Origin of the sequence: Curtobacterium ammoniigenes NBRC 101786, assembly GCF_001571045.1 — a bacterium.
GTDB lineage: Bacteria > Actinomycetota > Actinomycetes > Actinomycetales > Microbacteriaceae > Curtobacterium > Curtobacterium ammoniigenes.
Genome location: NZ_BCSV01000002.1, coordinates 552148 through 578796 on the forward strand (window position 1 = coordinate 552148; position 26649 = coordinate 578796).

22 protein-coding genes are annotated in these 26649 nt (G+C 68.8%); 11 read left to right on the plus strand and 11 right to left on the minus strand.

The window, feature by feature from the left end; translation table 11 throughout:
• The first annotated feature begins 174 nt into the window (after positions 1–174).
• The gene (locus CAM01S_RS06420) at positions 175–1200 is read left to right on the plus strand and encodes a glycerophosphodiester phosphodiesterase family protein (RefSeq protein WP_066518687.1); all 1026 of its coding nucleotides are present in this window, start codon (positions 175–177) and stop codon (positions 1198–1200) included.
• Between the two features lie 56 nt (positions 1201–1256).
• A complete protein-coding gene (locus tag CAM01S_RS06425; RefSeq protein ID WP_066517940.1) occupies positions 1257–3737 on the plus strand; it encodes an ATP-dependent helicase in 2481 nt (826 codons plus the stop codon).
• 19 nt (positions 3738–3756) lie between these two features.
• Here the strand turns inward: CAM01S_RS06425 and CAM01S_RS06430 are convergent, their stop codons facing one another.
• The 8 genes from CAM01S_RS06430 to CAM01S_RS06470 form a co-directional block, all read right to left on the minus strand.
• Positions 3757–4122 carry a hypothetical protein gene (locus CAM01S_RS06430; RefSeq protein ID WP_157071450.1) on the minus strand — a complete coding sequence of 122 codons (366 nt, stop codon included), beginning with the start codon at positions 4120–4122 and terminating at the stop codon, positions 3757–3759.
• Positions 4119–4715 carry a hypothetical protein gene (locus CAM01S_RS06435; RefSeq protein ID WP_066517945.1) on the minus strand — a complete coding sequence of 199 codons (597 nt, stop codon included), beginning with the start codon at positions 4713–4715 and terminating at the stop codon, positions 4119–4121. Before CAM01S_RS06435 ends, CAM01S_RS06430 begins: the two co-directional genes overlap by 4 nt.
• Positions 4712–5374: an enhanced serine sensitivity protein SseB C-terminal domain-containing protein gene (locus CAM01S_RS06440; protein ID WP_066517948.1), complete on the minus strand. Its 663-nt coding sequence runs from the start codon at positions 5372–5374 to the stop codon at positions 4712–4714. Before CAM01S_RS06440 ends, CAM01S_RS06435 begins: the two co-directional genes overlap by 4 nt.
• A 219-nt stretch (positions 5375–5593) precedes the next feature.
• Positions 5594–6058, minus strand: a complete 465-nt coding sequence (locus tag CAM01S_RS06450) for a hypothetical protein (protein ID WP_066517953.1) — start codon at positions 6056–6058, stop codon at positions 5594–5596.
• A gap of 33 nt (positions 6059–6091) precedes the next feature.
• A complete protein-coding gene (locus tag CAM01S_RS06455) occupies positions 6092–6385 on the minus strand; it encodes a WXG100 family type VII secretion target (RefSeq protein WP_066517963.1) in 294 nt (97 codons plus the stop codon).
• A gap of 116 nt (positions 6386–6501) precedes the next feature.
• Positions 6502–7227: an oxygenase MpaB family protein gene (locus CAM01S_RS06460; protein ID WP_066517966.1), complete on the minus strand. Its 726-nt coding sequence runs from the start codon at positions 7225–7227 to the stop codon at positions 6502–6504.
• Between the two features lie 43 nt (positions 7228–7270).
• Complete coding sequence (locus CAM01S_RS14820; protein WP_066517969.1) at positions 7271–7516, minus strand: hypothetical protein; 246 nt, start codon at positions 7514–7516, stop codon at positions 7271–7273.
• 279 nt (positions 7517–7795) lie between these two features.
• On the minus strand, positions 7796–9535 hold the full coding sequence (locus CAM01S_RS06470) for a RecQ family ATP-dependent DNA helicase (RefSeq protein WP_083527838.1): 1740 nt from the start codon (positions 9533–9535) through the stop codon (positions 7796–7798).
• Positions 9536–9701: 166 nt separating this feature from the next.
• Between CAM01S_RS06470 and sucC the strand changes: the two genes are divergently transcribed.
• From sucC to CAM01S_RS06505, 7 genes are all read left to right on the plus strand, one after another.
• Positions 9702–10886 (plus strand): ADP-forming succinate--CoA ligase subunit beta, encoded by a 1185-nt coding sequence (sucC, locus tag CAM01S_RS06475; protein WP_281176688.1) that lies wholly within the window; start codon positions 9702–9704, stop codon positions 10884–10886.
• Between the two features lie 15 nt (positions 10887–10901).
• Complete coding sequence (gene sucD / locus CAM01S_RS06480; protein WP_066517982.1) at positions 10902–11789, plus strand: succinate--CoA ligase subunit alpha; 888 nt, start codon at positions 10902–10904, stop codon at positions 11787–11789.
• Between the two features lie 170 nt (positions 11790–11959).
• Positions 11960–13720, plus strand: a complete 1761-nt coding sequence (locus tag CAM01S_RS06485; RefSeq protein WP_066517984.1) for a cell division protein PerM — start codon at positions 11960–11962, stop codon at positions 13718–13720.
• Between the two features lie 50 nt (positions 13721–13770).
• Positions 13771–14364, plus strand: coding sequence for a phosphoribosylglycinamide formyltransferase (gene purN, locus CAM01S_RS06490; RefSeq protein WP_066517986.1), 594 nt, complete (start codon positions 13771–13773; stop codon positions 14362–14364).
• Entirely contained in the window at positions 14361–15998 is a 1638-nt protein-coding gene (purH, locus tag CAM01S_RS06495; protein WP_066517997.1) for a bifunctional phosphoribosylaminoimidazolecarboxamide formyltransferase/IMP cyclohydrolase, read from the plus strand. Before purN ends, purH begins: the two co-directional genes overlap by 4 nt.
• A 601-nt stretch (positions 15999–16599) precedes the next feature.
• The gene (locus CAM01S_RS06500; protein ID WP_066517999.1) at positions 16600–18432 is read left to right on the plus strand and encodes an ABC transporter ATP-binding protein; all 1833 of its coding nucleotides are present in this window, start codon (positions 16600–16602) and stop codon (positions 18430–18432) included.
• A 98-nt stretch (positions 18433–18530) separates the two neighbouring features.
• Positions 18531–20339 carry an ABC transporter ATP-binding protein gene (locus CAM01S_RS06505; protein ID WP_066518694.1) on the plus strand — a complete coding sequence of 603 codons (1809 nt, stop codon included), beginning with the start codon at positions 18531–18533 and terminating at the stop codon, positions 20337–20339.
• Between the two features lie 51 nt (positions 20340–20390).
• Here the strand turns inward: CAM01S_RS06505 and CAM01S_RS06510 are convergent, their stop codons facing one another.
• Both CAM01S_RS06510 and CAM01S_RS06515 read right to left on the minus strand, forming a co-directional pair.
• Entirely contained in the window at positions 20391–20732 is a 342-nt protein-coding gene (locus CAM01S_RS06510) for an MGMT family protein (protein ID WP_245631555.1), read from the minus strand.
• A 91-nt stretch (positions 20733–20823) separates the two neighbouring features.
• Positions 20824–21279, minus strand: a complete 456-nt coding sequence (locus tag CAM01S_RS06515) for a GNAT family N-acetyltransferase (RefSeq protein ID WP_066518001.1) — start codon at positions 21277–21279, stop codon at positions 20824–20826.
• Between the two features lie 104 nt (positions 21280–21383).
• Here CAM01S_RS06515 and CAM01S_RS06520 point away from each other — a divergent pair, with 104 nt between their 5' ends.
• Complete coding sequence (locus CAM01S_RS06520; protein ID WP_066518006.1) at positions 21384–24485, plus strand: alpha-mannosidase; 3102 nt, start codon at positions 21384–21386, stop codon at positions 24483–24485.
• 139 nt (positions 24486–24624) lie between these two features.
• Here the strand turns inward: CAM01S_RS06520 and CAM01S_RS06525 are convergent, their stop codons facing one another.
• Positions 24625–25323, minus strand: a complete 699-nt coding sequence (locus CAM01S_RS06525) for a phosphonatase-like hydrolase (protein WP_066518700.1) — start codon at positions 25321–25323, stop codon at positions 24625–24627.
• Between the two features lie 143 nt (positions 25324–25466).
• On the opposite strand from CAM01S_RS06525, the gene CAM01S_RS06530 reads away from it, so the two are divergent.
• Entirely contained in the window at positions 25467–26648 is a 1182-nt protein-coding gene (locus CAM01S_RS06530) for a TIGR03364 family FAD-dependent oxidoreductase (protein WP_066518008.1), read from the plus strand.
• The last annotated feature ends 1 nt before the right edge of the window (position 26649 follow it).

The window sequence follows — 26649 nt, forward strand, 5'->3', positions numbered from 1 at the left end:
TCTCGTGTTCGTCGGTCTCAGGGACCTGTGGGTGCGTACAGCTTAGGCGATGGCCACCGACACTGTCGGGGGATTCGCCGTGAGCCGAACCGCGGGGAGTCGACCGTTGAACGGCGGGTCCCGGTGGTCGATCCTCGCGCTGACCTCTGGGAAAACGCCCGTAGGCTCGGGAACATGCCCGATGAGCCCGCTGCACGTCCGCTGGTCATCGCCCATCGAGGTGCGTCCGGTCTCTTTCCTGAGCATTCCCGGTCGGCGTACGCAGCGGCGATCGACATGGGCGCGGACGCGATCGAGCCCGACATCGTCGCCACGCGCGATGGCGTGCTCGTCCTTCGGCACGAGAATGAGATCTCGGGAACCACCGATGTCGCGAGTCGGCCGGAATTCCGCGAGCGTCGCACGGTGAAGGTGGTCGACGGCGTTCGGGCACGGGGTTGGTTCACCGAGGACTTCACCTGGGCGGAACTCCGCACGCTCCGCACGCGCGAACGCCTGCCCGGGCTCCGCCCACAGTCGGCGGCGCATGACGGCGCTGACCCGATCCTCCGGCTCGATGATCTGATTGCGATGCTCGACGCCGCTCCGCGCGAGGTGGGCCTCGTCGCAGAGATCAAGCACGCCACATACTTCGACGCCATCGGCCTGCCGCTGGGCGAGCTCGTCGACGACGCGCTCGGGAGGCTCGGCTGGCGAGATGATCGTCGGCTCACCATCGAGAGCTTCGAGAAGACGGTGCTCGATGATCTCCGCCGACGCGGCACCGGCGGTCGTCGTGTCTATCTGATGGAGCAACGCGGTGTCGCTGCGGACGAGCGCGCTCGGTACGGCGCGAATGCGACGACCTACGCAGCCGAGCGCCGTGCGCTCAGCTCGCTCGCCGAGCGGGTCGACGGGATCAGCATCAGCGTCGGCACGCTGATGGCCGGCGTCGACACGGTCGACCCTGCCACCCCGGGCGTCCTCCGGAGCGGCATCGTCGAACGTGCGCATCGAGCCGGGCTGCAGGTCTTCGCGTGGACGCTGCGGCCGGAGAATCGATTCCTGCCCGCACCCCTGCGACGCACCGGAGAGATCGCTGCTCGGGGCGACTGGATGCGGTGGTACACGTCCGTCATGCGCACCGGTGTCGACGCGGTGTTCGCCGACCACCCGGATCTTGCGCTCGCGGCCCGTTCCGCGGTCGGGCCGAGGTCCTAGTTCCGTCGTCGCCCGGTCGTGCCGTTGTCGGTGCCGCGGCTTAGACTGACGCGGTCATGACGATTGTGCTGGACCCCTTCGACTCACCATCCGGTCCCGGCGCAGCCTCGGGAACCCAGACCGCGCGCGGATACGCCGATCCGTTCACGGCGGGATTGAACCCGCAGCAGAAAGAGGCGGTCGAGTACCGCGGCGAGTCGCTGCTCATCGTGGCGGGCGCGGGGTCGGGTAAGACGAGCGTGCTGACGCGACGTATCGCGCTCCTCCTGGCCAACCGAGAAGCGTGGCCATCGCAGATCCTCGCGATCACGTTCACGAACAAGGCCGCCGCGGAGATGCGCGAGCGGGTGGAAGCGCTTGTCGGCCAGGCGGCGGAGGGCATGTGGATCTCGACCTTCCACTCCGCATGCGTCCGGATCCTGCGCCGGGAGAGCGAACGGTTCGGATTCACCGCATCGTTCACGATCTATGACGCTGCCGATTCGAGAGCGCTCCTGAAACGGCTCATCAAGGAGCTCGAGGCCGACTCGCTCGGACTCACCGTGGGCGCGGCGGCGTCGAAGATCTCAAAGCTTAAGAACGAGCTCCAAGACGTTGACACGTATGCGCGGAACATCAACTCGAATGATCCGCAGGAGGTCATGTTCCTCGAGGTCTTCCGCCGATACACGGCCGAGCTCCGGCGCGCGAACGCGTTCGACTTCGACGATCTCATCGGGCAGACCGTCTTCCTGTTCCGTGCCTTCCCGGAGGTCGCGGCGCTGTACCAGCGTCGGTTCCGCTATGTGCTCGTCGACGAATACCAGGACACGAACCACGCGCAGTACGCGCTCATCCGGGAGCTGACCCGCCCCGTGCCTCCTGAGCAGGTCGACGCCCTCGAAGCGCTCGGCCAGCACGTCGAGCGGATGCGCGAAGCAGACGGCTCGATCGCGCCGGCCTCCTTGACGGTCGTCGGCGACTCGGACCAGTCGATCTACGCGTTCCGCGGCGCCGACATCCGCAACATCGTCGAATTCGAACGCGACTTCCCGAACAGCAAAGTCATTCTGCTCGAACAGAACTACCGCTCGACGCAGAACATTCTCGATGCGGCGAACGCAGTGATCGCCAACAACTTCGATCGCCAGGCCAAGAACCTGTTCACCGATGTGGGTGCGGGCGAGAAGATCATCGGCTTCACCGGGTACACCGGCCACGACGAGGCGCAGTTCGTCGCAGACGAGATCCAGCGACTCCATGACGACGGGATGGACTACCGCGACATGGCGGTGTTCTACCGGACAAACTCGCAGACACGTGCGCTCGAGGAGATCTTCATTCGCTCGGCGATCCCGTACCGGGTGCTCGGGGGCACGAAGTTCTACGAGCGCGCTGAGATCAAGGACGCGATGGCGTACCTCATCACGGTCGCGAACCCAGCCGACCCGATCGCGCTGCGGCGCATCCTCAACGTGCCGAAGCGGGGCATCGGCGCGGTGACCGAGACGGCGCTGCAGCGCTACGCGGATGATCATGACACCACCCTTCGGGAGGCGCTGCGTCACGCGGATGAACTCGGATTCGGCCCGAAGGTGCGCACCGCGATCACTGCCTTCGCAGCGCTCCTCGACGACGTCGCTGCTCGCGCGGGCACGCAGCCGGTCGTCGACACGCTCACCCAGCTCCTCGACGGCTCGGGTCTGCTCGAGACCCTGCGCAAGTCGCCCGACGCGCAAGACGCAGCGCGCGCCGACAACGTCGACGAACTCGTCGCGGTGACGCGCGAGTTCCAGCGGAACAACCCGGACGGCACCCTGACCGACTTCCTTACCGAAGTGTCCCTGGTCGCGGCGGCGGACGAGCTCGACGACTCCTCCGGAACCGTCTCGCTCATGACCCTTCACACGGCGAAAGGCCTTGAGTACGACGCCGTGTTCCTCACGGGGATCGAGGAAGACCTCCTGCCGCACCGCATGTCGGCTGCGGAGCCGGGCGGTCCGGCAGAAGAGCGGCGACTCTTCTACGTCGGCATCACGCGGGCGAAGAAGCACCTGTTCCTGTCGCTCGCGATGACGCGCGCGCAGTTCGGCGACGTCAACGTCGCGATGCCGTCACGGTTCCTGCAGGAGATTCCCGCGGAGCTCATCGAATGGAAGCAGTCGCCCGGCATGGCGAACAGCCGGGGCGGAACCGAGCCCCGGGCGCTCAACGCTCGGCGGGGGGGCGGCACGGGCGGCTTCGGCGGCGCAGGCGGTTCTGGTGGCGGCTGGCGAGGGAGCGGCGCCGGGAACTGGGGCGGTGGTTCGTATGATCGCGCCGCGGCTGCGGCGAAAACTCGACCCAAGACGGAGTGGACGAATCGAGTGTCGGGTCAGGTCCGCGACAACGGCGATCTCGAACTCGCCGTCGGCGACCGGATCGCACATGTCGACTTCGGCGAGGGGCGTGTCACCGCGGTGACGGGTCAGGGGGCCAAACGCATCGCCGAGATCCAGTTCGATTCGGCTGGCCGGAAGAAGCTCCTCATCAAGATCGCGCCGATCGAGAAGCTGTAGCGGGGCGTCGCCGGGCGCCTCAGCGGAACGACGGGATGCTCGGGTTGTTCCGCCAGCCGTCGATTGCGGCGCGGGGGATGAGCGGCGCCGTCTCGTCGAAGACGATGGCATTGAACGCGCCGCCGACGGGTGCATGCACACCGGCGCCGACGCGAACGACTCGATCGCCGTCGCGCTCCACCTCGATCGGGTCCGGCGGGTATGCGAGCGAACGTCGCGGATAGCGATGATCCGTCGTCGCCTTCCACCGCGAATCGCATGCGATGCACCGATAGAACAGCATCCCCTCGGTCGGACCGAATCCGTACTGATCGAAGACGGTGGCGCGGCGGAGCCACGTCGCGTCGCAGGTCGGGCATCCGGGTGGGGGCTGAATCTCGTTCATGGGAGGCGCAGCGATGGCCACGAACCGGCCGAAGCGTCGGGCGGCATCCACGCGGCTGGGGCGGCCGAGCGATCGCACACACGCAGCGACGGGTGGGGGCGCCCGTGGAGCGTCGCCGCGATCGATGCTCCGACCTTTGCCGGGTCCGCGGCCAGGACCACCGTTTCGGAGCGGCGCGACCGGACGTCGACGAGCTCGACGCACCGGTCCCCAGGCGCGGCAGCCGTGAGTGCCTGCTGCATGCGGACGCGCCAGAGCACCTGCGGCAGCTGGCGCGAGTCAATAACTGTCACGTTTGCTCCAGCTCCGAGGCGATGATGCCGCCGCTCCGGTTCGAGCTGCAAGGACAGGCCCGGCCCCCCCGGCACCGCCTGATCGACCCACACGATATCGAGGCCTGTCTCCAGGCGACGGAGATCCTGACGCGCACGTTCTTCGGTCGGGCCGGGGGCGTCGTCCGGGAGGCTGTACGCGGCATATTCGCGCTGGCCCCGATCGCCCATGGTCGCCGCCGGGGAGCCGTCCGGGGCGAGGAGCAGGTGCAGGCGCTCGGGCAGCGGGACCGCGGGAATGACAAGGTCGTTTGGGCTCATGATGCGTAGAACGCCTCAGCATGCTGCTGCATCCACACAGTGAAGTCGTCTCGATCTGAGGTGAACACCAGGTCGACGGTGCTTGCCGGATGCTCGCGGGCTACGCATGCCCTGACAGCACTTCGCACCCGCTGTCGCGTGTCGGGGAGGTCAGGATCCACATCGACGCCGATCACGAGCCCGGGAGGCTCATCGTTCACCGCGGCCCAGCACCTCCGCGCCGATCGCACTGCCGGCAGTGCCGCGAACGCAGTCGCCAGCGCCGCCAACAGCGAAGCGGGCTCCTCTGCTGGGTCCCCAATGAGGATCCGGCTTCCGGTCGAGATGGTCACCTCATCACTGACGAGCTGCTGTAGCGTCTCGGCGAAGATCGGGAGTCCGAGGTCCCCCCCGGGATTGACGGCGAATCCAAGGTGGCGGGGCAACGTTCGGATCAGCGCCTGCGCCGGAACGCGTTCGATCGTGTCCGGTTCGCCGCCGCTCTGCGCTTGCTCCTCGCTGGTGTAAACGCGGACGTAGGCACGATTGTCGATTGTCATCGTGGGCAGCATCATGCCGCCGTCATCACGCTGGCTCGTGGCGACGAAGACCGTGCTGTTGGCGAGGCTCTCCAGGAATGCGTGCATACCGGTTGCCCCCGCAGCCGCGGATTGCAGCACCGCTTCAAGGGTGTTCGAGGGGAATGTCAAACGCAGTCCTGTTCAGAGGGGGCCTAGGGCACGACCGGTGATCGTGACGGCAACACGAACGCTCCCGCGTCGTCCGTCCATCCAACCCGTTCTGGGTGCTTCGCCCAGGGGAGCCAGGTCTCCTTGGGTACGAAGACCTGCTCGTAGCCGCCGGGAAGCACATTCAGCGGGTTTCCGTACAGAGTCGAGTCAACGGCGGGATCCCAACTGCGCACGGATTGTTCGCCGGCTGGCCCCTCGAACGTTCGAACGCCCGCGGGGAACTGTGCCTGGCGGTGCGGCGCCGGCGAGCGGCAGGTTGCGGACGTCGACGTGGAAATCGTCGCCGAGTGCCGCGACGCGGTCCGTCAGCGCTGTGATCGGGTCCATCGTTCCGGTCGGAGCCGGGAGCGCCGTGACCGCGAGCGCCCCGGACACGATGCCGTCGTCGGACGGCTCCGCGAATGCTCCGCAGTAGCGCGCTCCCGAGTCCCACGCCGAGCGGGCGAACCGCCGGAGGATCCGCACGATCTCTGCTCGGTGCGGGCGCAGTGCAGGGGAGGTCGGCAGCCGAGATGTGACGAGGGCTGCGATCGCATCGTCACGGTGAGCCGGGACGAGCGGTACTTCGAACCATGAGCGCGGGACGGTCACTGCGAACGCATCGGCCACCACGCCCAACACCGTACCGGGACCGGCACCGCGCGGCTAGCGAAGTGCCCCCGCCAGCTGCTCGTCGGTGGCCTGCAGCACATCGGCCGCGTCGTCGAGGAACCGGGCGAGACCGTCGACGGCGATGCCTACATGTCGAGCAGCGCGGTCGAACTCGGCGTATGCCTCATCGAATGCCACCGAGGCACGGTCGGTGACGAAGCCGTTCGACGTCAGCGCCTGAACCTCTGATCGGTGCCGGGCGAGCCGTTCGTCGATCTCCTGTCCGCCGGCACGGAGGCGCGCGGCTTGCGCGTGGAGCGAATCGAAGTTGACGGTGACGTTGGCCATAGGAGTCCTTCCTCGTCGACGGCGTGTTGCTGCGCCGGATGAGGGGACGCTACGCAGCCGAGCGAACGCCTGCCGGTGGCTCGCGTCGACGTGTGGAGGCGCTGTGCGCGGCGTGCTCAGTGGAGGGGACGGCGGAGGCGACGGAGCAGGAACCGTGAAGGCAGCCTCCGGACCGGCCCGGGAACGGCCTGGACGACGATCGAGACGCAGCGAACCAACCGGTTGAAACGGCGCGCCTCACGGGCGCCCCACGCAAACCCATACGCCGTTCGCACGGAGTCGGGGAGCAGGCCGACCGTGATCACGCGGACCATGGGCATCACCGCGCGGATCCACGCGGGCGCGAATCGAGGGAAGAGGAGATCCCGAGCCACGCGGCGCGCTTCCTCCGTCACCGTGAGACGCGCGAGGGCGTGCTCCCAATAGGCCTCGAACTCGGCGGGGCTGGACGGCCAGCGAGACGCTGGAAGGTGCAGCGCGGTACCGAGCGGAGCGTACCGGCCGAGCGCGACGGCCGCTGTCTCGCGGTCGATGGAACCGAAGATCGCCCCCTGCACGCGAAGCGCGGCGAAATACAGTGTTGCGGCAACCCAGAGCTGCCGGTCTTCATCGTTCGCGCCGACGACCGGTTGATGCGCGCGCTCGACGAACGCAGCCGCTCGTGCGGAGTCGACAGCGTCACCGAGCACAACCGCGTACACGTACATCAGTGTGTGCACGAGCCGCTGCTGCGGTCGGTGCGCAAAGTCGCTGTGTCGGTCGACTCCGGCCGCGACCACCGGGTCGGCGATCTGCAGGAGGATGGCCGCGCCGCCGCCGAGGACGAGGGCGCCGTCGGCCATAAGATTTCGCAGATGGACGCGTCGCCGCCTTACCGCGCGCCGGTCAGAGCGGCTTGTTGACATCCTCGCCGAGATCGACGCCTTCAGATTCGTCGTCGTGCTCGTCTTCAACCGGCGTGGACTCCTTCGGGGCGCCGCCGGTCGGGCCGTTGTCGGTTCCATCTCCGAGCTCCGGATACACGGTCTCACCGGCGACCGCGTCGTTCGCAATGGTGTTCAGCCGCTCGTCGACCGGATCGTCGCCGACCTGGCCCATATGGATCGGGTCGGTGCCGTTCGAGTCACTCATCCGCTGCTGTCCTTTCCGCTCGCGCCAGCCGGTCCGCGGTTCCGGGCCGGTAGTCCTTCCTACGCCGTGCCGCTGTGAGACGACGACCCCTTCGCGCCGTGGTGGGCCCGATCGACCGCATTCCGCGCCGTTCACCTGGCGGTAACCCGCCCGACATGCGGATCGACTTCACTGCTGTCGCTCGGGGGAGTGGAGCGCGGTCGCCGACGGGTGGTCGAGCGGCCGCGCCTTCCCTCGACCGGACTGCACCGCGGCAAATCGGCCGTTCGCCCTGATCCGTCAGGCCGGCACCCGCCGAAGCAGTTCGTGCTCGCGGATGTCGGCGAGGGCGAGCACCCGGTATCCGGCGGCCGGGAAGAACACCGTGATCCGGTCCTCCTCGGTGCTCATCACCGTTCCGCTGCCCCATTCCGCGTGCTCGACTGCCGACTCCGGCGGCCACTCTGCGTCGTGGGCTCCGTCCGCGGCGGTCGTCGCATCGTCGTACGCCGTCCCGGCCGAGCAGGTGTCGCAGTTGCCGCAGGGGTGGTCGAGCTCGTCGCCGAAGTAGCCGAGCAGGAACTGCCGACGGCACCCCCGCGTCTCCGCGAACTGCTGCATCATGGCGATCCGGGACTGCTCGACCTGTTCGCGCTCGGCGGCCTGCTCTGCGGCGGCAGCGGCGGCGGCATCTGCCGAAGCGCCCGCGGGACCGTCCGCGCGTCGCAGTCCTTCCTCGTCGTCCACCAGTGCATCCGCCTCCACCAGGGCGTTCGCGGCGCGCGTGGCCGTCCTCGCGGTCAACCCGGAGGCCTCGGCGAGTTGTGAACGACGCAGCGTCGAACCGGCGGGGACGCCCTCGAACACCGCCCGGAGGGTCGCCGGCTTGGGGGAACCCGCGGCGAAGAATCGACGCAGACCCAGATCCGCCTGCCGATAGTGGAGTGTCGCCACCGCGGGCTCGCCGTCCCGGCCCGCGCGCCCGATCTCCTGGTAGTAGGCGTCGACCGACTCGGGCACGTCCGCATGCGCCACGAACCGGACGTCCGGCTTGTCGATCCCCATCCCGAAGGCGGTGGTGGCGACCACGACGTCGACGGATCCGTCGATGAACGAGGTGTGAACGGCCTCCCGATCGGCTGCCCGCATGCCGGCGTGGTAGGCCGCTGCCGCTCGACCGCGATCCTGCAACGCGGTCGCGTACTCCTCGGTCTCTGCACGCGTGGCCACGTAGAGGATGCCGGCGCCGGCGATCTCCGCGACCTGTGCCACCACGGCCTCGCGCTTCTGCGCGTCGTCCTCATGCCGGACGACCTCGAGACGCAGGTTCGGGCGGTCGAATCCGTGGGCCATCACCGTCGGGTCGGTCATGTGGAGGCGTTCAAGGATCTCCGCCCGCACTGGGGCCGACCCTGTCGCCGTGAGCGCGAGGACCGGAGGGTGCCCGAGCTGGTCGACCACCTCGCCGAGCACGAGGTAGTCCGGGCGGAAGTCGTGCCCCCATGACGACACGCAGTGGGCCTCGTCCACCGTGATCAGCGAGACCGTGGCGGCGCGGAGCCGGTCGAGGACGTCCTCGTTCGCGAGCTGCTCGGGCGCCAAGAACACGTAGCGAGCCGAGCCGTCCTCGACGGCCTCCCACGCGGCGCAGACCGCCGAACTCGACCGGGAGGCATTGATCACCACGGCCTGTCCGTCACCGTCGTCCGCATCCTCCTCTCCGAGTCGTCGTTCGATTGAGGCGACCTGATCCTCCTGCAGCGCGACGAGCGGGCTGATCACGACAGTGAGACCGGGGAGGAGTTGCGTCGCGATCTGGTAGATCGCCGATTTGCCTGACCCGGTCGGCATCACGACGAGCGTGTCGTGTCCGGCGAGTACCGATGCCACCGCTTCGGCCTGACCCGGCTGCAGATCGGACCATCCGAACACGTCGCGCGCGACGCGGCGGATGTCGGACGTGCACGTGGACGTGGATGTGGACGGGGCATCGGGAGCAGCGGACTGGGCAGCGGGCGCGGCGGTATCGGGTGGAGCCATGTCCTCCACAGTGGTGAGCAACCCCTGACCGTCGGCACGATCTTGTCCGGCCACCGACGCTCCAGCGAACGGCGGTAGGCTTTCGGGCGGCCGATGTCTTGATGTCGAGCGATCTCGACGTCACTGAGCACGACCGTCCGAACGGTGCGACGCACGACAACGTGCGGTGAGGAAGAACAGCGTGGATCTTTTCGAGTATCAGGCCAGGGACCTCTTCGAGTCCTACGGCGTCCCCGTCCTGCAGGGCATCATCGCCGATACGCCGGAAGAGGCGAAGGCGGCGGCCGAGAAGATCGGCGGCGTCGTCGTCGTGAAGGCGCAGGTCAAGGTCGGCGGCCGCGGCAAGGCCGGCGGCGTCAAGGTCGCGAAGACCCCGGACGAGGCCTACGAGCACGCCAAGGCGATCCTCGGGCTCGACATCAAGGGTCACGTCGTGAAGCGAGTCATGGTTGCGCAGGGCGCCGCCATCGCCGAAGAGTTCTACTTCTCGGTCCTGCTCGACCGCGCAAACCGCTCCTACCTGTCGCTCGTCAGCGTCGAAGGCGGCATGGAGATCGAGCAGCTCGCCGTCGAGAAGCCCGAAGCGCTCGCCCGGGTCGAGGTCAACCCGCTGACCGGCATCAACGAAGAGGCGGCCGTCGCGATCGCGAAGCAGGCCGGATTCCCCGAGCACCTCATCGACGCGGTCGCGCCCGTGTTCGTCAAGCTCTACGACGTCTTCGCCGGCGAGGACGCCACTCTGGTCGAGGTCAACCCGCTCGTCCGCACCGAAGACGGCGCGATCCTCGCGCTCGACGGCAAGGTGTCGCTCGACGACAACGCCGATTTCCGCCACGAGAACCACAAGGCGCTCGAAGACACCGCGAGCGAGGATCCGCTCGAGCTCAAGGCCAAGCAGCACGGCCTCAACTACGTCAAGCTCGACGGAGAGGTCGGCGTCATCGGAAACGGCGCCGGTCTCGTCATGTCGACGCTCGACGTTGTCGCGTACGCGGGCGAGCGTCACGGCGGGGTCAAGCCCGCGAACTTCCTCGACATCGGCGGTGGCGCCTCGGCGCAGGTCATGGCGAACGGTCTCGATGTCATCCTCGGCGACCCGCAGGTCAAGAGCGTGTTCGTGAACGTGTTCGGCGGGATCACCGCGTGCGACGCCGTCGCGAACGGCATCGTCGCGGCGCTCGGCATCCTCGGCGACGCGGCGACCAAGCCGCTCGTGGTCCGTCTCGACGGCAACAACGTCGACGAGGGCCGACGAATCCTCGCCGAAGCCAACCACCCGCTCGTCACCGTCGTGGCGACCATGGACGATGCGGCCGAGAAGGCCGCCGAGCTCGCCGCCGCAGCGGCCTGAAAGGACTGACGGACCATGTCGATCTTCCTCAACAAGGACTCCAAGGTCATCGTCCAGGGCATCACCGGCGGCGAAGGCACCAAGCACACGGCCCTGATGCTCAAGGCGGGCACCAACGTCGTCGGCGGCGTCAACGCCCGCAAGGCGGGGACGACCGTGCAGCATGGTGACACCACGCTGCCGGTCTTCGGCTCCGTCCGGGAGGCCATGGACACCACCGGCGCGGACGTCTCGATCGTCTTCGTCCCGCCGGCATTCGCCGGTGCGGCAGTGATGGAGGCCATCGACGCCGAGATTCCGCTCGTCGTCGTCATCACCGAGGGCATCCCCGTCCAGGACTCGGCGCGCTTCTGGGCGCACGCGAAGGCGCTCGGCGGCAAGACCCGCATCATCGGCCCGAACTGCCCCGGCATCATCACGCCCGGCGAGTCCCTCGTCGGCATCACCCCCGCGACGATCACGGGCAAGGGCCCGATCGGTCTCGTGTCGAAGTCCGGCACGCTGACCTACCAGATGATGTACGAGCTGCGCGACCTCGGCTTCTCCACGGCCATCGGTATCGGCGGCGACCCCGTCATCGGCACGACGCACATCGACGCGCTCGCCGCCTTCGAAGCCGACCCGGAGACCAAGGCGATCGTGATGATCGGTGAGATCGGCGGCGACGCCGAGGAGCGCGCCGCGGATTACATCAAGGCGCACGTCACCAAGCCGGTCGTCGGATACGTTGCGGGCTTCACCGCGCCCGAGGGCAAGACCATGGGCCACGCTGGTGCCATCGTGTCTGGCTCGGCCGGGACCGCGGAAGCGAAGAAGCAGGCGCTCGAGGCGGCGGGCGTCCGCGTGGGGAAGACCCCGTCCGAGACCGCTGCGCTGCTGCGCGAGGTCTACGCAGCGCTGTAGCACCCGCTCGATATCAGCGGCGCGATGCCGGCAGCCTTCGAACTGCCGCATCGCGCCGCTGGTGCATTCGGCGCCACGACTGCTCCATGTGACGACTCGAACCTGCGCCTTCGTCGGGCCCGGGCGTGCCGCCCCCGGGGGGCGGGGCGGGGCCACGTATCCTCGCTCCGATGAACCGCCTGAGTACCGCTTTTCTCGCCCTCGTCGAGGCGGTGATCACGGTTGCCGTCGGCGTGGGGCTCGCGCTTGTTCCGTTCGTGCTCCTCTGGGGAGTCGAGTACGGCCTCCAAGTCCCGTTCGTCGTGTTCTGGCGCGGTGCTGCAGATGTCTGGCTCATCGGACACGGTGTCGACGTCAGGTTCATGCTTGATGCGGCGACCGCGAAGGCGAGTGGACTCTCCGGCGCGTCCGCGCCGATCACCGTGACGATTGCCGCGCTCGGATTCGCAATCCTCACCGCATGGCTCGGTGGTCGCGCAGGCCGTCGCTTTGCGGAGACGGAGCACCGGGCCGTCGGCGTGCTCGTGTCGATTCTGACCGTCGGGGTTCTCGGACTGGTCGTCGCCGTCGCGTCAGTGAGCAGCGCCTCCAGGCCGTCCATCGTGCAGGCCGTTGTGCTGCCGATGTGCTGGTACGGAATCCCCGCCGTCGTCATGGCGGAGGTCGCCCGGCGGCGCCGAGGAGTGGCTGCCGATCCGGTCACCGCGGGGGTCGTCGAGCTCATCCTGCGGATTCCGGGGCAGGCCCGTGCCGTGATCGCAGTCGGGCTCCGCGGAGGCGCGATCGCCGCGTCCGCCGTGGTGACCGTTGCGGCGATTCTCGTGACGCTGTCGCTGCTCGGTTCGTACGCGAGCGTCATCACTCTCTACGAGCGGTCGCACGCAGGCGTGGTCGGTGGACTGGCAATGACGATGGGACAGATCGCGTTCGTTCCCGACTTCGTCGGCTGGGCGACCGCGTGGATCGTCGGACCCGGCTTCGCATTCGGGACCGGATCGAGCGTGAGTCCGATCGGCACCGCGCTCGGACCGATCCCGGCGATTCCCGTCCTCGGCGCCTTGCCGCACGCCGGGCACACCTTCGGTCTTCTCTGGGTGCTCGTGCCGGTCATAGCCGGTTTCGTCATCGGTACCGTCCTGCGCAGCAGGCTCGCCGAGGCGACGAACCGGCCCGGCCCGCTCGTCCGCACCGCCGCTGGAGCCGCGATCGGGATCACCGGCGGTCTGGTCCTCGGTGCGATCGCGATCGTGACTGCAGGCTCGGCCGGGCCCGGACGTCTTGCGACGGTCGGCGCTGCAGCTGGGCCGGTGGGCGCGCTCGCGGCACTCGAGATCGGCGTCCCGGCGATCGTCGCCATGCTCGCGTCACGGTTCGAGGTCGAGCACGTCGACGTGCACGCGATGCGCGAGGGCGTGACTGCGGGACTCCGTCGCACCGCCGCGACGGCACGTGCGCGCGTGGATGCGGCTCGCCGCCCCGCTGCTGCCGAGACAGAGGCGTCGCCGGTCATGCCCGCGTCGCGCCCAGTGCCCGGTGCGGAGACGCCGAGCGCGGAGGCACCGATCTCCGGCGTGCGGAGGGCGGAAGTGCCGATCTCCGGCGTGCCGACCTCGGGCGTGTCGAGTTCGGGCGACGACCCGTCCGTGCCCGGCGGATTTCCATGGCGCACCGCGGAGTATCTGGCCCCGGCAGCGGGCTCGCGCGTGTCAGGACCACCGCCGATCCAGGACGAGACCCAGCCGTTCGACGAGGGAGCGCCCCAAGACGAGCCGCAGCCGCATACCGGGACACAGCCACCGGCCGAGGCCCTCCCGCACGATCATCGGTACTCCCAGGAGGAGACCCAGCCGTTCGATGATGAGGCGGTCGGTGCGGTGCGTGTTCCCGACGACGACGCACCGTGGTGGCGGCGTCTGGGATCCGACCGCTGACCCCTGGACGCAGCGACGGCTGCAGCGCCCCGGCCCGATAGGCTTGACGGGTGCTCGAACTGGTCGCCCTCATCTCCGGCGCCGGATCGAACCTGCGCGCGCTGCTCGAAGCGGCGGAGGACGCCGAGTATCCCGCTCGGGTCGTAGCGATCGGGGCCGATCGCGACGCCGACGGACTCGAACTGGGCGAGACCTTCGGCATCCCGACCTTCAGCGTGCCCTATTCGCGATTCGCCGATCGGGAATCCTGGGGCGCCGCGCTGTCCGAGCAGATCCGGCCCTGGTCGCCCGACCTTCTGGTGCTGTCCGGCCTCATGCGGATCCTCCCGCCGAGCATGGTGCGCGAGTTCGGACCGAACATCATCAACACGCACCCGGCGTATCTGCCCGAGTTCCCCGGCGCGCACGCCGTCCGCGATGCCCTCGCCGCCGGCGCAGCCGAGACGGGTGCGAGCGTGATCCTCGTCGATGACGGTGTCGACAGCGGCCCGATCCTGGCGCAAGAGCGCGTACCCGTGCTTCCTGGCGACACTGAGGCGCGCCTCCATGACCGCATCAAGCCGGTCGAACGCCGGCTCCTCATCGGCACCATCCTCGACATTGCAAACGGCACCATCGACCTTCAGGAGTTGTCCCGCGCATGACCGTTCACGCCGCCGATCCGAGCGCTTACCGTCATCGTGACGTCATCCCCGTCCGGCGGGCGCTCATCTCCGTGAGTGACAAGCGCGGCCTGCTCGACCTCGCTGGCGCGCTGGCGGACGCCGGTGTCGAGATCGTGTCGACCGGGTCGACCGCTGCGACCATTCGCGATGCGGGCATCGAGGTGGTCGATGTCGCGACCGTCACCGGGTTCCCGGAGTCGCTCGGCGGACGCGTGAAGACGCTTCACCCGTCGGTGCACGCCGGGCTGCTCGCCGACCTGCGGTTGGAGTCGCACGAGCAGCAGCTCGCGGAGCTCGGGATCGCACCGTTCGAACTCGTCGTCGTGAATCTGTACCCGTTCGTCGAAACGGTCGCGTCGGGAGCGGAGCCGGCAACCGTCGTCGAGAACATCGACATCGGCGGCCCGGCGATGGTGCGCGCCGCTGCGAAGAACCACCCGAACGTGGCGATCGTGGTCGAGCCATCTGCCTATGCCGACGTCATCGACGCCGTCCGCACGGGAGGCACGTCGCTTTCCCTGCGTCAGCGGCTCGCCGCGGACGCATTCGCGCACACGGCCGCCTACGATTCGGCGGTCGCCGCCTACTTCGCGTCGACGGTCGTCGCCGATGCTGCTGCCGCGCCGACGATCGCCGACGACATCCAGCCCGCTGCGACGTTCTCCCCGGAACTGACCGTGACGGCCTCCCTGGCCGCGACCTTGCGATACGGCGAGAACGCCCATCAGGCGGCCGCACTGTATGCGCTGTCCGACGGGCACGGGATCGCGCAGGCAACGCAGGTGCACGGCAAGGAGATGTCGTACAACAACTACGTCGACGCTGACGCGGCCGTTCGTGCCGCATACGACTTCGATGAACCTGCGGTGGCCGTCATCAAGCACGCGAACCCCTGCGGCATTGCAGTGGGTGCGCCGGACGCATCCGACCCGATCGCGTCGGCGCACATCCGCGCGCACGCCTGCGATCCGGTGTCCGCGTTCGGTGGCGTGATCGCCGCCAATCGCCCGGTCACCCTCGGTATGGCCGAGTCGATCCGGGACATCTTCACGGAGGTCGTGGTCGCCCCCGCCTTCGATCAGGAAGCACTCGAGATCCTCAGTGCGAAGAAGAACATCCGGCTCCTGACGCTTCCTGCGGACTTCGCGCCCGCATCGCGTGAGCTCAAGCAGATCTCTGGCGGCTATCTCGTCCAGGACGCCGATCGCTTCGACGGATTCGATCCCGCGACCTGGTCGCTCGTTGCGGGGGAGCCCGCGACGGACACGGTGCTCGCGGATCTCGCCTTCGCGTGGAAGGCCTGCCGTGCCGTCAAATCGAACGCGATCCTCCTCGCGGCGCAGGGCGCGAGCGTCGGCGTTGGCATGGGCCAGGTGAACCGCGTCGACTCGTGCCACCTTGCGGTGCAGCGTGCCGGCGACCGTGCTGCCGGATCCGTTGCCGCCTCCGACGCCTACTTCCCGTTCGCGGATGGCCTGCAGGTGCTGTTGGATGCCGGAATCCGCACGATCGTGCAGCCCGGCGGGAGCATCCGAGACGCGGAGGTTATCGCAGCGGCGAATGCGGCCGGCGCGACCATGTACTTCACGGGCGAGCGGCACTTCTTCCACTGACCCTGGGCTTCCCGTTCGCGGGGCGTCAACGCTGCTCCTGTCCGGGGCAGACTCGGGAATCGCTCATCAAAATTGGCGCCAGGTATTGCGTCTCCCCCGAACCTGCCAATATCCTGTAAGGCTCCGCCACCTGGATCGACATCAGTTCGCAGCAGTTCTCGCGAACCGGTCGACCTCGGCGGCGACGGTGACGAAGACGACGACGAACTGGAGTGACGATGATCTCGACGACCGGAATTGTGGCGACAGCCTTTCGCACTGGTCTCGTAGCGCTCCGGCCCGCGATCGGCGCTGTCGCCGGCGGAAAGCCGTCCGCGCTGCGGCCGTATCGCGCACGATAGCGCCCCGGTGAGGCCGCACGTCGGCCTCACCCACGCACCATCCGACGCGGCGGAAGAGCGGTATCGCTTCTCCCGTTCGCTGCCCCGCGCGCTCCCACGAGGAGCGTGAGCCCACCGCTGCCCCCTGACCCGGCGCCCCGACCTGCGCATTCGCGCGTGTCGTCGGTTCGACGGGTGTCGCAGCGGACGGCGGGCCGACGCTTCACCACTTTCACGCACCCCGAGCCTCCGGCCCGGCACGACGCGCAAGGACGCAACCCATGTCCACTCCGCCCGCAACGGCGAAACCCACAACCACTCCGACGCCCTCGAGCTTCCGCTCGATCCTGCGTCTCTACGAATACGTCCGGCCGTACCGCTGGCGCATCCTCGGCGGCATGGGAGCCGCGATGGGCGCCTCCCTGGTGGCCCTCGTGATCCCGTATGTCCTCGAATGGCTCGTCGACGGGCCGCTGTCATCCGGTGATCGCGCGCAGGTGCTCCCCGCCGGCCTCGCGATCCTGGTCCTCGGTGTGTTCGAGGCGGTCTTCATCGCCTCGCGTCGCCGGTTGGTGCTCAAGCCCTCGACGCAGATCGAGGCGAGCATGCGGAACGCCCTCTACAACAAGCTCCAGGACCTCCCGGTGGCGTTCCACGACCGGTGGCAGTCGGGGCAGCTGCTGTCCCGATCGGTGTCCGACCTGTCGCTGATCCGGCGCTGGCTTGCGTTCGGCATCGTGCTGCTCATCGTGAACATCGTCACGATCATCGTCGGGTTCGTGATCCTGTTCACCTGGGGCTGGCTGCTCGGTGCGATCTTCCTGCTGGCGTCCGTGCCGATCTGGATCAATGGGCTGCTCTTCGAGCGTCGCTACTCGGTCGTCGCCCGGCGCAGCCAGGACCAGGTCGGCGACCTCGCGACGAGCGTGGAGCAGTCGGTGCACGGCATCCGCGTGCTCAAGGCCTTCGGTCGCGGGCACACGAAGCTCGACGAGTTCGCCGAGCAGGCGGAGGCGCTCCGGGGCACCGAGATCCAGAAGGCGAAGGCGATCGCCGGGATCTGGATGTGGCTGCTGCTCGCGCCCGATGTGGCGTTTGCGCTCTGCCTGCTCGCGGGCATCTGGATGGCGTCCCAGCATCAGATCACCGTCGGTGCGCTGTTCGCGTTCTTCTCCACGGCGACCGTTCTGCGGTTCCCGATCGAGTCGATCGGGTTCCTCCTGTCGATGACGTTCGACACGCGGACCGCCGTCGACCGGTACTTCGAGGTCATGGACTCGAAGAACACGATCCAGGATCCGGCAAACCCGAAGACCATCGTGGAGCCGCACGGAGCGCTCGCGTTCAATGCCGTGCACTTCCGGTACCAGGACGCGGGTGCGGAGTATCCGGACCTCATCGACGGACTCGACCTGCGCCTCCGGCCCGGCGAGACGATGGCGCTGGTCGGCCTCACCGGCTGCGGGAAGACGACATTGCTCTCGCTCGTCCCGCGCCTCTACGACGTGACCGGAGGCTCGGTGACGATCGACGGGGTCGACATCCGAGATCTCACCCGCGCGGAGCTCCGACGGCACGTCGGGGTGGCGTTCGAGGACGCCACGCTGTTCTCGACGAGTGTGCGCGAGAACGTGCTGCTCGGGCGACCGGATGTCTCGGGAGCGGAGGCGGAGACGCTCCTGCGGGAGGCGCTCGACATCGCGCAGGCGTCGTTCGTCGACGACCTGCCCGACGGTGTGGACACGCGCGTCGGCGAGGAGGGGCTCTCGCTGTCCGGTGGCCAGCGGCAGCGCCTGGCCCTAGCCCGCGCGATCGCCGCGCGGCCGAACGTGCTTGTGCTCGACGACCCGCTGTCGGCGCTCGACGTCGACACGGAGGCGCGGGTCGAGGAGGGGCTGCGTCGCGTGCTCGCGGAGACGACGAGCCTCATCGTCGCGCACCGCCCGTCGACCGTGAACCTCGCCGACCGCGTGGCGCTCATGGAGAACGGCCGCATCACGGCTGTCGGCACCCACTCGGAGCTGATGGCCACCAACGATCACTACCGATACGTCATCTCCTCGCTCGACGAGGATCAGGACGACGTCGACCAGCGCGAGGAGGCGATGGCATGACGCAGCAATCGAACAATCCGTCCGGAGGCGCGTCCACTGCGACAGCGCAGCACCCTGTCCCCGAGACCCCCCGCGACGCGCACCCCGTGACGGCGTCGGTGACTGTGCACGGTGTGCGCGGCGAGGAGCGGGAGAACTTCACCTCGGCGGAGAGCCGACGGCTTCGTCGGCGCTCGATCGCGCTGCTGCGGTCGCTGATGAGCCCGCTGCGCGGAAAGCTGCTGCTCATCGCGGCGGTCGTGGTGGTGTCCACCGGAGCGCAGGTCGCGGGCCCGACACTCGTTGCGTACGGCATCGACTCGGCGCTCCCCGCGGTCCTGCACCATGGTTCGTGGACGCTCGCGCTCGGGGTGTCCGGTGCCTACGTCATCGTCGCGATCGCGGGCGCGCTCCTCACGGCGTGGTACACGGTCATGGCCGCGCAGATCAGTCAGGCGATCCTGCTCGATCTCCGGAAGCGCGTGTTCCTCCACACCCAGCGTCTGAGTCTCGAGTTCCACGAGACGTACACCTCAGGTCGGATCATCTCGCGCCAGACCTCAGACTTGGACTCCATCCGCGAGCTCCTCGACTCGGGCCTGAACCAGCTGATTCAGGGCGTGTTGTACATGGTGTTCACGGCCATCGCGCTCGTGTCGCTCGACCCGACTTCGGGTCTGGTGCTCGCTGCCGCGCTTGTGCCGCTGTACTTCCTGACCCGGTGGTTCCAGCGGCGATCGCAGCAGCTGTTCCGCGCGACGCGCGTCACGAGCGCACGGGTGATCGTGCACTTCGTCGAGACGATGACCGGCATCCGTGCCGTGCAGGCGTTCCGGAAAGAGGGGCGCAACCGCGACGAGTACGCGGGCTTCGTCGAGGATTACCGGTTCGCGAACTCGCGCGTGTTCAACCTGTTCGGCACGTTCGACCCGGGCCTTGTCATGATCGGGAACATCACGCTCGCGGTCGTGGTCATCGTCGGTGGCTTCCGCGTGATCGGCGGCGGTATGGAGATCGGCGCGCTCCTCGCGGTCGCGCTGTACACCAAGCGCTTCTTCGACCCGGCAGAAGAACTCGCCATGTTCTACAACGGGTACCAGTCCGCGTCGGCGGCGATGGAGAAGATCTCCGGTGTGCTCGAGGAACAGCCGAGCGTGCCCGATCCAGCGCGTCCGGTCCACCTGGCGCATGCGTCCGGGCGCGTCGACTTCACGGGTGTGCAGTTCGCGTACAACGCGTCCACGGTCGTCCTGCCCGAGTTCGATCTCCACATTCCTGCGGGTCAAACCATCGCGCTGGTCGGCTCGACGGGTGCCGGGAAGTCAACGCTCGCCAAACTCATGGCGCGCTTCTACGACCCGACTCGGGGATCGGTCACACTCGACGGCGTCGACCTGCGCGAGCTCGATCCGAGGGACATGCGTCGCGCAATCGTCATGGTCACCCAGGAGGCGTACTTGTTCTCCGGCTCGGTGGCGGACAACATCGCGCTCGGCAAGCCAGGTGCGTCCCGCGACGAGATCGAGCGTGCAGCGCGGGCGGTCGGGGCGCACGGGTTCATCATGGCGCTCCCGGACGGATACGACACAGACGTGAACAAGCGCGGCGGCCGCGTCTCAGCGGGTCAGCGGCAGTTGCTCTCGTTCGCGCGCGCGTTCCTCGCCGATCCGCAGGTGCTCATCCTCGACGAAGCCACGGCGTCGCTCGACATCCCATCGGAGCGGCTCGTGCAGCAGGGGCTCGAGACGCTGCTCGCCGACCGAACGGCGGTCATCATCGCGCACCGGCTCTCCACGGTGGCGATCGCGCACCGCGTGCTCGTCATGGAGCACGGACGCATCGTCGAAGACGGCTCACCCGCGGATCTCATCGGTGGCACCGGTCGGTTCGCGCAGCTTCACGCCGCGTGGCGTGAGTCGCTCGTGTAGCCCCGGTTCGGTCCCCGTCGTCCGGCGCGCCGCAGGCAGATGCTGTGGCGGTCAGTCGGTCGACGGGGACCAGCGGGCACGACGCATGTCGAGCCTCCACGCCGAACCGGTGTACCGAAGCGGCGTCCCCTCGGAGCGGTACTCGGCGAGCGCGGCTGCCTCGTGGCCCTGTGGGGGCAGCCCCGCGGACCGCACAACACGCCACCACGGGAGATCCGCGCCCTCGAACGCCATCACGTTCCCGACCTGCCGCGCAGCGCGCGAGCCGAGCGCTGCCGCGACATCCCCGTAGCTCATCACCCGGCCGGGCGGGATCGACCGCACGACGTGGGCGACCGCTGCGCCGAAGTCCTCCGGGTGCTCCGGCAACTCGCCGCACGCGTCCGCGTTCACCGCCGACGCCTGCAGGGGTTGTGCATCCCGGGGTGCTCTCGCATCGCGTGGGCGGCCGGTCGATACGTCGGGCATGTCCGTCCGGCGTGGATCAGGTCAGCGACAGCGCGGCGAGCTGCTCGCCGTACTTCGTCTGCCCGATGACCTGGAATCCGAGCGCCGCGAAGAACGCCTCGGGGCCGCCTTCGCCCGCGTCGTACATCACCGTGAGGCGGTCGAACCCACGCTCCCGTGCCGCCTCGGCCAGGCCCTCGACCGCGAACCGGCCAACGCCCCGCCCCTGCTGGTCAGCGGCGACGTGGATGCGCCACACACAGCTTCGGAGCTCCTCCATAGCGTTGTCCGGGTCGAAATTGCCCTGGATGAACCCGACGACCTGGTCGCCGTCGAGCACGACGCGCGACCAGGCGGTGGCGGGATTGATCGCGTCCTCAGCGATCGCATGCGACCCGGGCTGCGCGTATTGCTCCTGGCCCGGCTTCAGGGTCAGTGTGTTGGCAGCGACAGCGGTCGCGGCGGACAGTTCTTCGAGGCGGAGGTCCGTCATGCTGGCCAGGGTATCGGCGCACGCCATCGGGAACCAGTGCGAGTCATCGCAGGGTTGGCTTGGCCGGTGACCGTCCCGCTGCTCGTGCGCGTAACAAGGGACATATGCATCACGACGAACCCCTCGTCCACGACCGGATCGCCCGCCTTGTTCGCGACCGGATCGACCCGAACGTGTACCGGAGGCGCGCCTCCGTATCGATCACGGCGTGGCAGGTGCCCGACGAGCCGGTCCCGTTCGAGGAGGCGGTTCGCCAGCAGTTCGCGCCGATCGCGGTCGGAGACGCTTGGGGTGGTCGGCCCTGGGGGACGACGTGGTTCCACGTGACCGGGACGGTCCCGGAGGATTTCGGGACGGCACCGGGAACTCGCGCCGAGTTGCTCGTCGACCTCGGGTTCAGCGCGCGGCAGCCGGGGTTCCAGGCGGAGGGCCTCGTATGGCGGCCGGATGGCTCGATCGTCAAGGGGTTGGAGCCGCTCAACACGGCGGTTCCGCTGGATGGGGGTGCGGGCTCGCAGATCGACCTCTATGTCGAGGCCGCCGCGAATCCTGATATCGGCGGCCATTTCGCCTATGACCCGACGCCGAACGGGTCGAAGCGGACCGCCGTAACGCACCCCATCTACGCGCTCCGCGCCATCGAGGTCGCCGAGTTCGACGAGGAGGTCTTCGCGCTCCAGCAGGACCTGTGGGTGCTTCGGCGGCTCATGGACGAACTGCCGACCGACGGGACACGCGGCGCGGACATCCTCCGTGCGCTCGAACGCGCCGCCGACGCGATCGATCCGGACGATGTGCACGGTAGCGCGGCCGAGGCCCGCGCCGAGCTGGCGGGCGTGCTCAGCGTTCCGGCATCGCAATCCGCGCATCGCGCGATCGCGGTCGGCCATGCGCATATCGACTCGGCGTGGTTGTGGCCGGTGCGGGAGACGATCCGGAAGTGCGCCCGTACCTTCTCGAACGTGCTGCGCCTCATGGAGGAGGACCCTGAGTTCACCTTCGCATGCTCGAGCGCGCAGCAGTACGCGTGGATGCGCGACCACTATCCGCAGATCTTCGCCCGAATCAAGGAACGTGTGCGCGAGGGCCGATGGATTCCGGTCGGCGGCATGTGGGTCGAATCCGACACGAATCTCCCGGGCGGCGAGGCGCTCGTGCGCCAGTTCGTCGCCGGCAAGCGGTTCTTCATCGAGGAGCTCGGCTATGAGCCGCCCGAGGTGTGGCTGCCGGACTCGTTCGGCTACACCGCCGCGATGCCGCAGATCGTCCGCGCGGCGGGGTCGAAGTGGTTCGTCACGCAGAAGCCCTCGTGGAACGAGACGAACGTGATCCCGCACACCACCTTCGATTGGGAGGGCATCGACGGCTCCCGCATCCTGACCCACCTGCCGCCCGCCGACACCTACAACTCCGTCGTGTCACCGGCCGAACTGCGCCGCGGCGAGCAGCGCAACAAGGAGCGGGGCGTGCTCGACACGTCGATGCTGCTGTACGGCTTCGGCGACGGCGGCGGCGGTCCGACGCGTGAAATGCTCGCCGCGGCGCATCGCCAGCACGACCTCGACGGGTCTCCTCGGGTGATCCTCGGAACGCCACCCGACGCATTCCGGGCATTCGAGGAGGCGCTGCCACAGCCTCCCGTCTGGTCGGGCGAAATGTACCTCGAGTTCCATCGCGGCACGTACACGTCGCAGATCCGGACGAAGCAGGGGAATCGGCGGAGCGAGCATCTGCTGCGCGAAGCCGAGCTGTGGGCGAGCGCCGCCGCCGTGCGACACGGCGACGCGTACGCCTATCCGTACGAGGCGCTCGAGCGCGCCTGGCACACGGTGCTCCTGCAGCAGTTCCACGACATCCTGCCCGGCTCCTCGATCGCCTGGGTGTACGAGGTCGCCGAGGCCAACTACCGCGAGGTCGCCGTCGAGTTGGAGCGGATCATCGCGGAGTCCACCGCGGTGCTCGCCGCTGGGGGGCGGCCCGGTGAGGGCGGCGCCGACGGCGGGTCGGGAGGCGCGTCCGCGTCCGCAACGTCGCCGACGGTCCGATTCAACGCGGCCCCCGTTCCACACGCCGGGGTTGCGGCGCTGGCGGGTGAGCCGGCGGCGGCGACGCGCGCCGTGCCTCCCGTGCGCGACGGAGACGGGTGGGTGTTCGACACTGGAGCGTTCCGCGCCCGGATCGACGCCGACGGGTTCCTCGTCTCGCTGGTTGCGACGGCCGGTGCGCAAGCCGGTCGTGAGGCGATCGCGCCCGGTGCGCGTGCGGCGCTCTACACGGTGTTTCGGGACACGCCGAACAAGTGGGACGCCTGGGACATCGACCAGGCCTATCGGCGCCACGCGACCGAGCTCGTTACCGCCGACTCGGTGGGAATTGCTGAGGATGGCGACTCGCTCGTCGTCGTGCGGCGGTTCCACGACTCCGTCGTCACCACCCGGTACCGGGCGAGCGTGGGAGCGGCCGAGTTGGAGATCGAGACGGACGTGGACTGGCACGAGCAGCAGAAGCTGCTGAAACTCGCGTTCCCGCTGGATGTGAAGGCCGACCAAGCATCGAGCGAGATCCAATTCGGCCACATCGATCGGCCGACGCATCAGAACACCTCGTGGGATTGGGCACGGTTCGAGACGTCGGCGCATCGCTGGGTGCACGTTGGCGAACCCGGATACGGCGTCGCGATCGCGAACGATTCGACCTACGGGCACGACGTCACCCGAACCCATCGGGAGGACGGCGGGACGACAACGCTCGTGCGCGAATCACTCGTGCGCGGTCCGAAGTTCCCCGACCCGAACGCCGACCAGGGCCGCCACGTGTTCCGCACGGCGGTGCGACCGGGCGCGACGGTGCTCGACGCCGCCGACAGCGGGTACCGAATCAACCTGCCGGTGCGTGCCGTCCCGGGATCCGCGGCCGTCGCGCCACTCGTGACCGTGTCGTCGCCGCACGTGTTCGTCGAGGCGGTCAAGCTCGCCGAAGATCGGTCCGGCGACGTCGTCGTCCGCTGCTACGAAGCGCTCGGAGGCCGCGCGACCGACGTTCGCGTTGCCTTCGGATTCGACGTGTCGTCCGTCGTTCGAACCGATCTGCTGGAGCGGCCGCTCGAGGACGGTGTGCCGGGGGCGTCGTCGTGGCGGAGCGGTGAGGAAGTGCGGCTGACGCTGCGGCCGTTCGAGATCGTGACGCTGCGGGTGGTGCGGGCGTGATGCACGGTCATCCGGCCGTCGATCGCAGGCGGAGCCCCCAGGGTTGCGGGCGGAACACCTTCCATTCATGATCAGGCGATGACGCGGAGCCGGGTCATGCTCCGTTCGACGCAGGCCCGAGCCTGCAGAATCACCGTCGTCAGTGCGTGGCCGGCGCGGCGATGCCGAACAGCTCCGGCACGGCAGCGACCGACTCGAGGACCTGATCGTGCGGCTCCGCCTCGAGCGTTGCTCGATCGAGCGCACCACTGCAGACACCGACCGCGATGACGCCGGCGTTCTTCGCGGCACGCACATCCACGATCGTGTCGCCGGCGGCGAGGACGCGACGGACGTCTCGTACGCCGGTCAACTCCATCGCACGGTGGATCATGTAGGGCGCCGGACGACCTGATGACACCGCGGACGTGGTGACGAGCGCGTCAACCGTGTCCGCAGCCTCCTGACCGACGGTCCAGCCGAGGGCATCGAGGACGATCCGAGCGACGGTGTCGTCGAAGCCGGTGGTGAGGGCGACGCGGATGCCGTTCGCGCGGAGCACGGCGAGCGCGTCGGGAACACCGGGCATCGGCGTCGGCGGCTGGTGTCGGTAGAGCTCGACCAGGTGCTCGCGGAAGGCGTCGAACCGCTCGACGACGAGCTCCCGCGTCGGTGTGACGCCGCCGAGCCGGAGCAGCGCGTCGATCGCTTCTTCCTTGTCGGTGCCCATCCACCGCTGCAGATCGTCGGCCGCCACGGAGGCACCAGCGGCTTCGACCGTCCACCGAAGCGCGTCGTACACGGCCCCCCGATCGTCGACGGTGGTGCCAGCCATATCGAACACTGCGAGATCGATCACGCCGCCACGGTACGGCAGCGACATCCGGCGGTGCGGGCCGATGGGTGAATGGGCGGCGAACGGATGGCGACCGCCATGAAACGCGCGTGAACGGACGGCGCCAACGGCCTGCTTGGTGGCCGGATGCGGCCAGGATCGTCGCCATGGATGCACCCGCCGCGCAGCGCCCGGACGACGTCGGAACGGAGCAGTACGACGTGGTCGTCGTCGGGGCTGGCGTGGTCGGGCTCGCGCACGCCGCCGAGGCGCTCGACCGCGGGCTGCGGGTTCTCATCGTCGAGCGGGACCATCGGGCGGTCGGCGCCTCGGTCCGCAACTTCGGGCACGCGTGCGTCACGGCGCAGACCGATCGCCTCCTCGACTTCGCGATGGTGAGTCGGGAGCGCTGGTTGCGATACGCCGACGCGGGTGGTTTCTTCGCGGTCGACTCCGGGGCGGTCGCCGTCGCACGCAGCGCGGAGGAACGGGCGGTGCTCGAGGAGCTCTCCGCTGGGCGCGAGCCGGGCCAAGTCGCGATGCTCGGCGTCGAGGCGGTCCGCACGCACCTCGGCGGCAAGGCTGACAGCAGCGTCGTCGGCGGCGCGTTCCTGCGCGACGACGTGCGCGTGGACCCCCGGGAGGCTGTGGCCGGCCTGGCAGCGCTCCTCACTGAGCGCGGTGCCCGCGTGCTCTGGGGAACCGCGTTCCTCGGCCACGAACCGGCGTCGGGAACCGGCGCTGGGGACGGTGTCGTGCACACGACTCGCGGACGCTTCCGCGCCGCGCGAACGATCGTCTGCGTCGGCCACGACGTCGACCGCCTCTACCCGTCGATCGCGGAGCGCCACGGCATCCGCCGATGCGGCCTGCAGATGGCACGCGTGGGGGCGCCCGCGGGTCGACGGATCACGCCGGCCGTGCTGTCCGGAACGAGCATGCTCCGGTACCCGGCCTTCGTGGCAACGGATTCGAATCCGGCCCTCCGCGCGCGCCTCGCCGCCGATGCGCCGGAGCTCCTCGACATCGATGCCAACATCATGCTGACGCAGCGGCCGGACGGCACCCTCATCGTCGGCGACTCCCACCGCTATGACCGGACGATGGATCCGTTCCTCAGCGAGCAGACGAGCGACACGCTGCTCGACGCGATCGCGCGCCTCCTCGGTGCCCACGGCCTCCAGGTCGTCGAGCGGTGGCTCGGCGTGTACGCGTCCGCGCCGGAACCGTACCTGGTCGCCCATCCGGAGGCCGGCCTCACCCTGGTCAGCGTCACGAGCGGTGTCGGGATGACCATCTCGCACGGGCTGGCGCATGCGGTGTGGCGGGAGCTCGACGGCGCCGCCTGAT

Coding starts and splice junctions, on each gene's coding strand:
- CAM01S_RS06420 (WP_066518687.1), top strand. CDS start 175: ATGCCCGATGAGCCCGCTGCACGTCCGCTGGTCATCGCCCATCGAGGT.
- CAM01S_RS06500 (WP_066517999.1), top strand. CDS start 16,600: ATGTCCACTCCGCCCGCAACGGCGAAACCCACAACCACTCCGACGCCC.
- CAM01S_RS14820 (WP_066517969.1), bottom strand. CDS start 7,516: ATGAGTGACTCGAACGGCACCGACCCGATCCATATGGGCCAGGTCGGC.
- CAM01S_RS06515 (WP_066518001.1), bottom strand. CDS start 21,279: ATGACGGACCTCCGCCTCGAAGAACTGTCCGCCGCGACCGCTGTCGCT.
- CAM01S_RS06460 (WP_066517966.1), bottom strand. CDS start 7,227: ATGGCCGACGGCGCCCTCGTCCTCGGCGGCGGCGCGGCCATCCTCCTG.
- CAM01S_RS06455 (WP_066517963.1), bottom strand. CDS start 6,385: ATGGCCAACGTCACCGTCAACTTCGATTCGCTCCACGCGCAAGCCGCG.
- CAM01S_RS06435 (WP_066517945.1), bottom strand. CDS start 4,715: ATGAGCCCAAACGACCTTGTCATTCCCGCGGTCCCGCTGCCCGAGCGC.
- CAM01S_RS06520 (WP_066518006.1), top strand. CDS start 21,384: ATGCATCACGACGAACCCCTCGTCCACGACCGGATCGCCCGCCTTGTT.
- CAM01S_RS06430 (WP_157071450.1), bottom strand. CDS start 4,122: ATGAACGAGATTCAGCCCCCACCCGGATGCCCGACCTGCGACGCGACG.
- CAM01S_RS06485 (WP_066517984.1), top strand. CDS start 11,960: ATGAACCGCCTGAGTACCGCTTTTCTCGCCCTCGTCGAGGCGGTGATC.
- sucD (WP_066517982.1), top strand. CDS start 10,902: ATGTCGATCTTCCTCAACAAGGACTCCAAGGTCATCGTCCAGGGCATC.
- purH (WP_066517997.1), top strand. CDS start 14,361: ATGACCGTTCACGCCGCCGATCCGAGCGCTTACCGTCATCGTGACGTC.
- CAM01S_RS06425 (WP_066517940.1), top strand. CDS start 1,257: ATGACGATTGTGCTGGACCCCTTCGACTCACCATCCGGTCCCGGCGCA.
- CAM01S_RS06470 (WP_083527838.1), bottom strand. CDS start 9,535: ATGGCTCCACCCGATACCGCCGCGCCCGCTGCCCAGTCCGCTGCTCCC.
- CAM01S_RS06530 (WP_066518008.1), top strand. CDS start 25,467: ATGGATGCACCCGCCGCGCAGCGCCCGGACGACGTCGGAACGGAGCAG.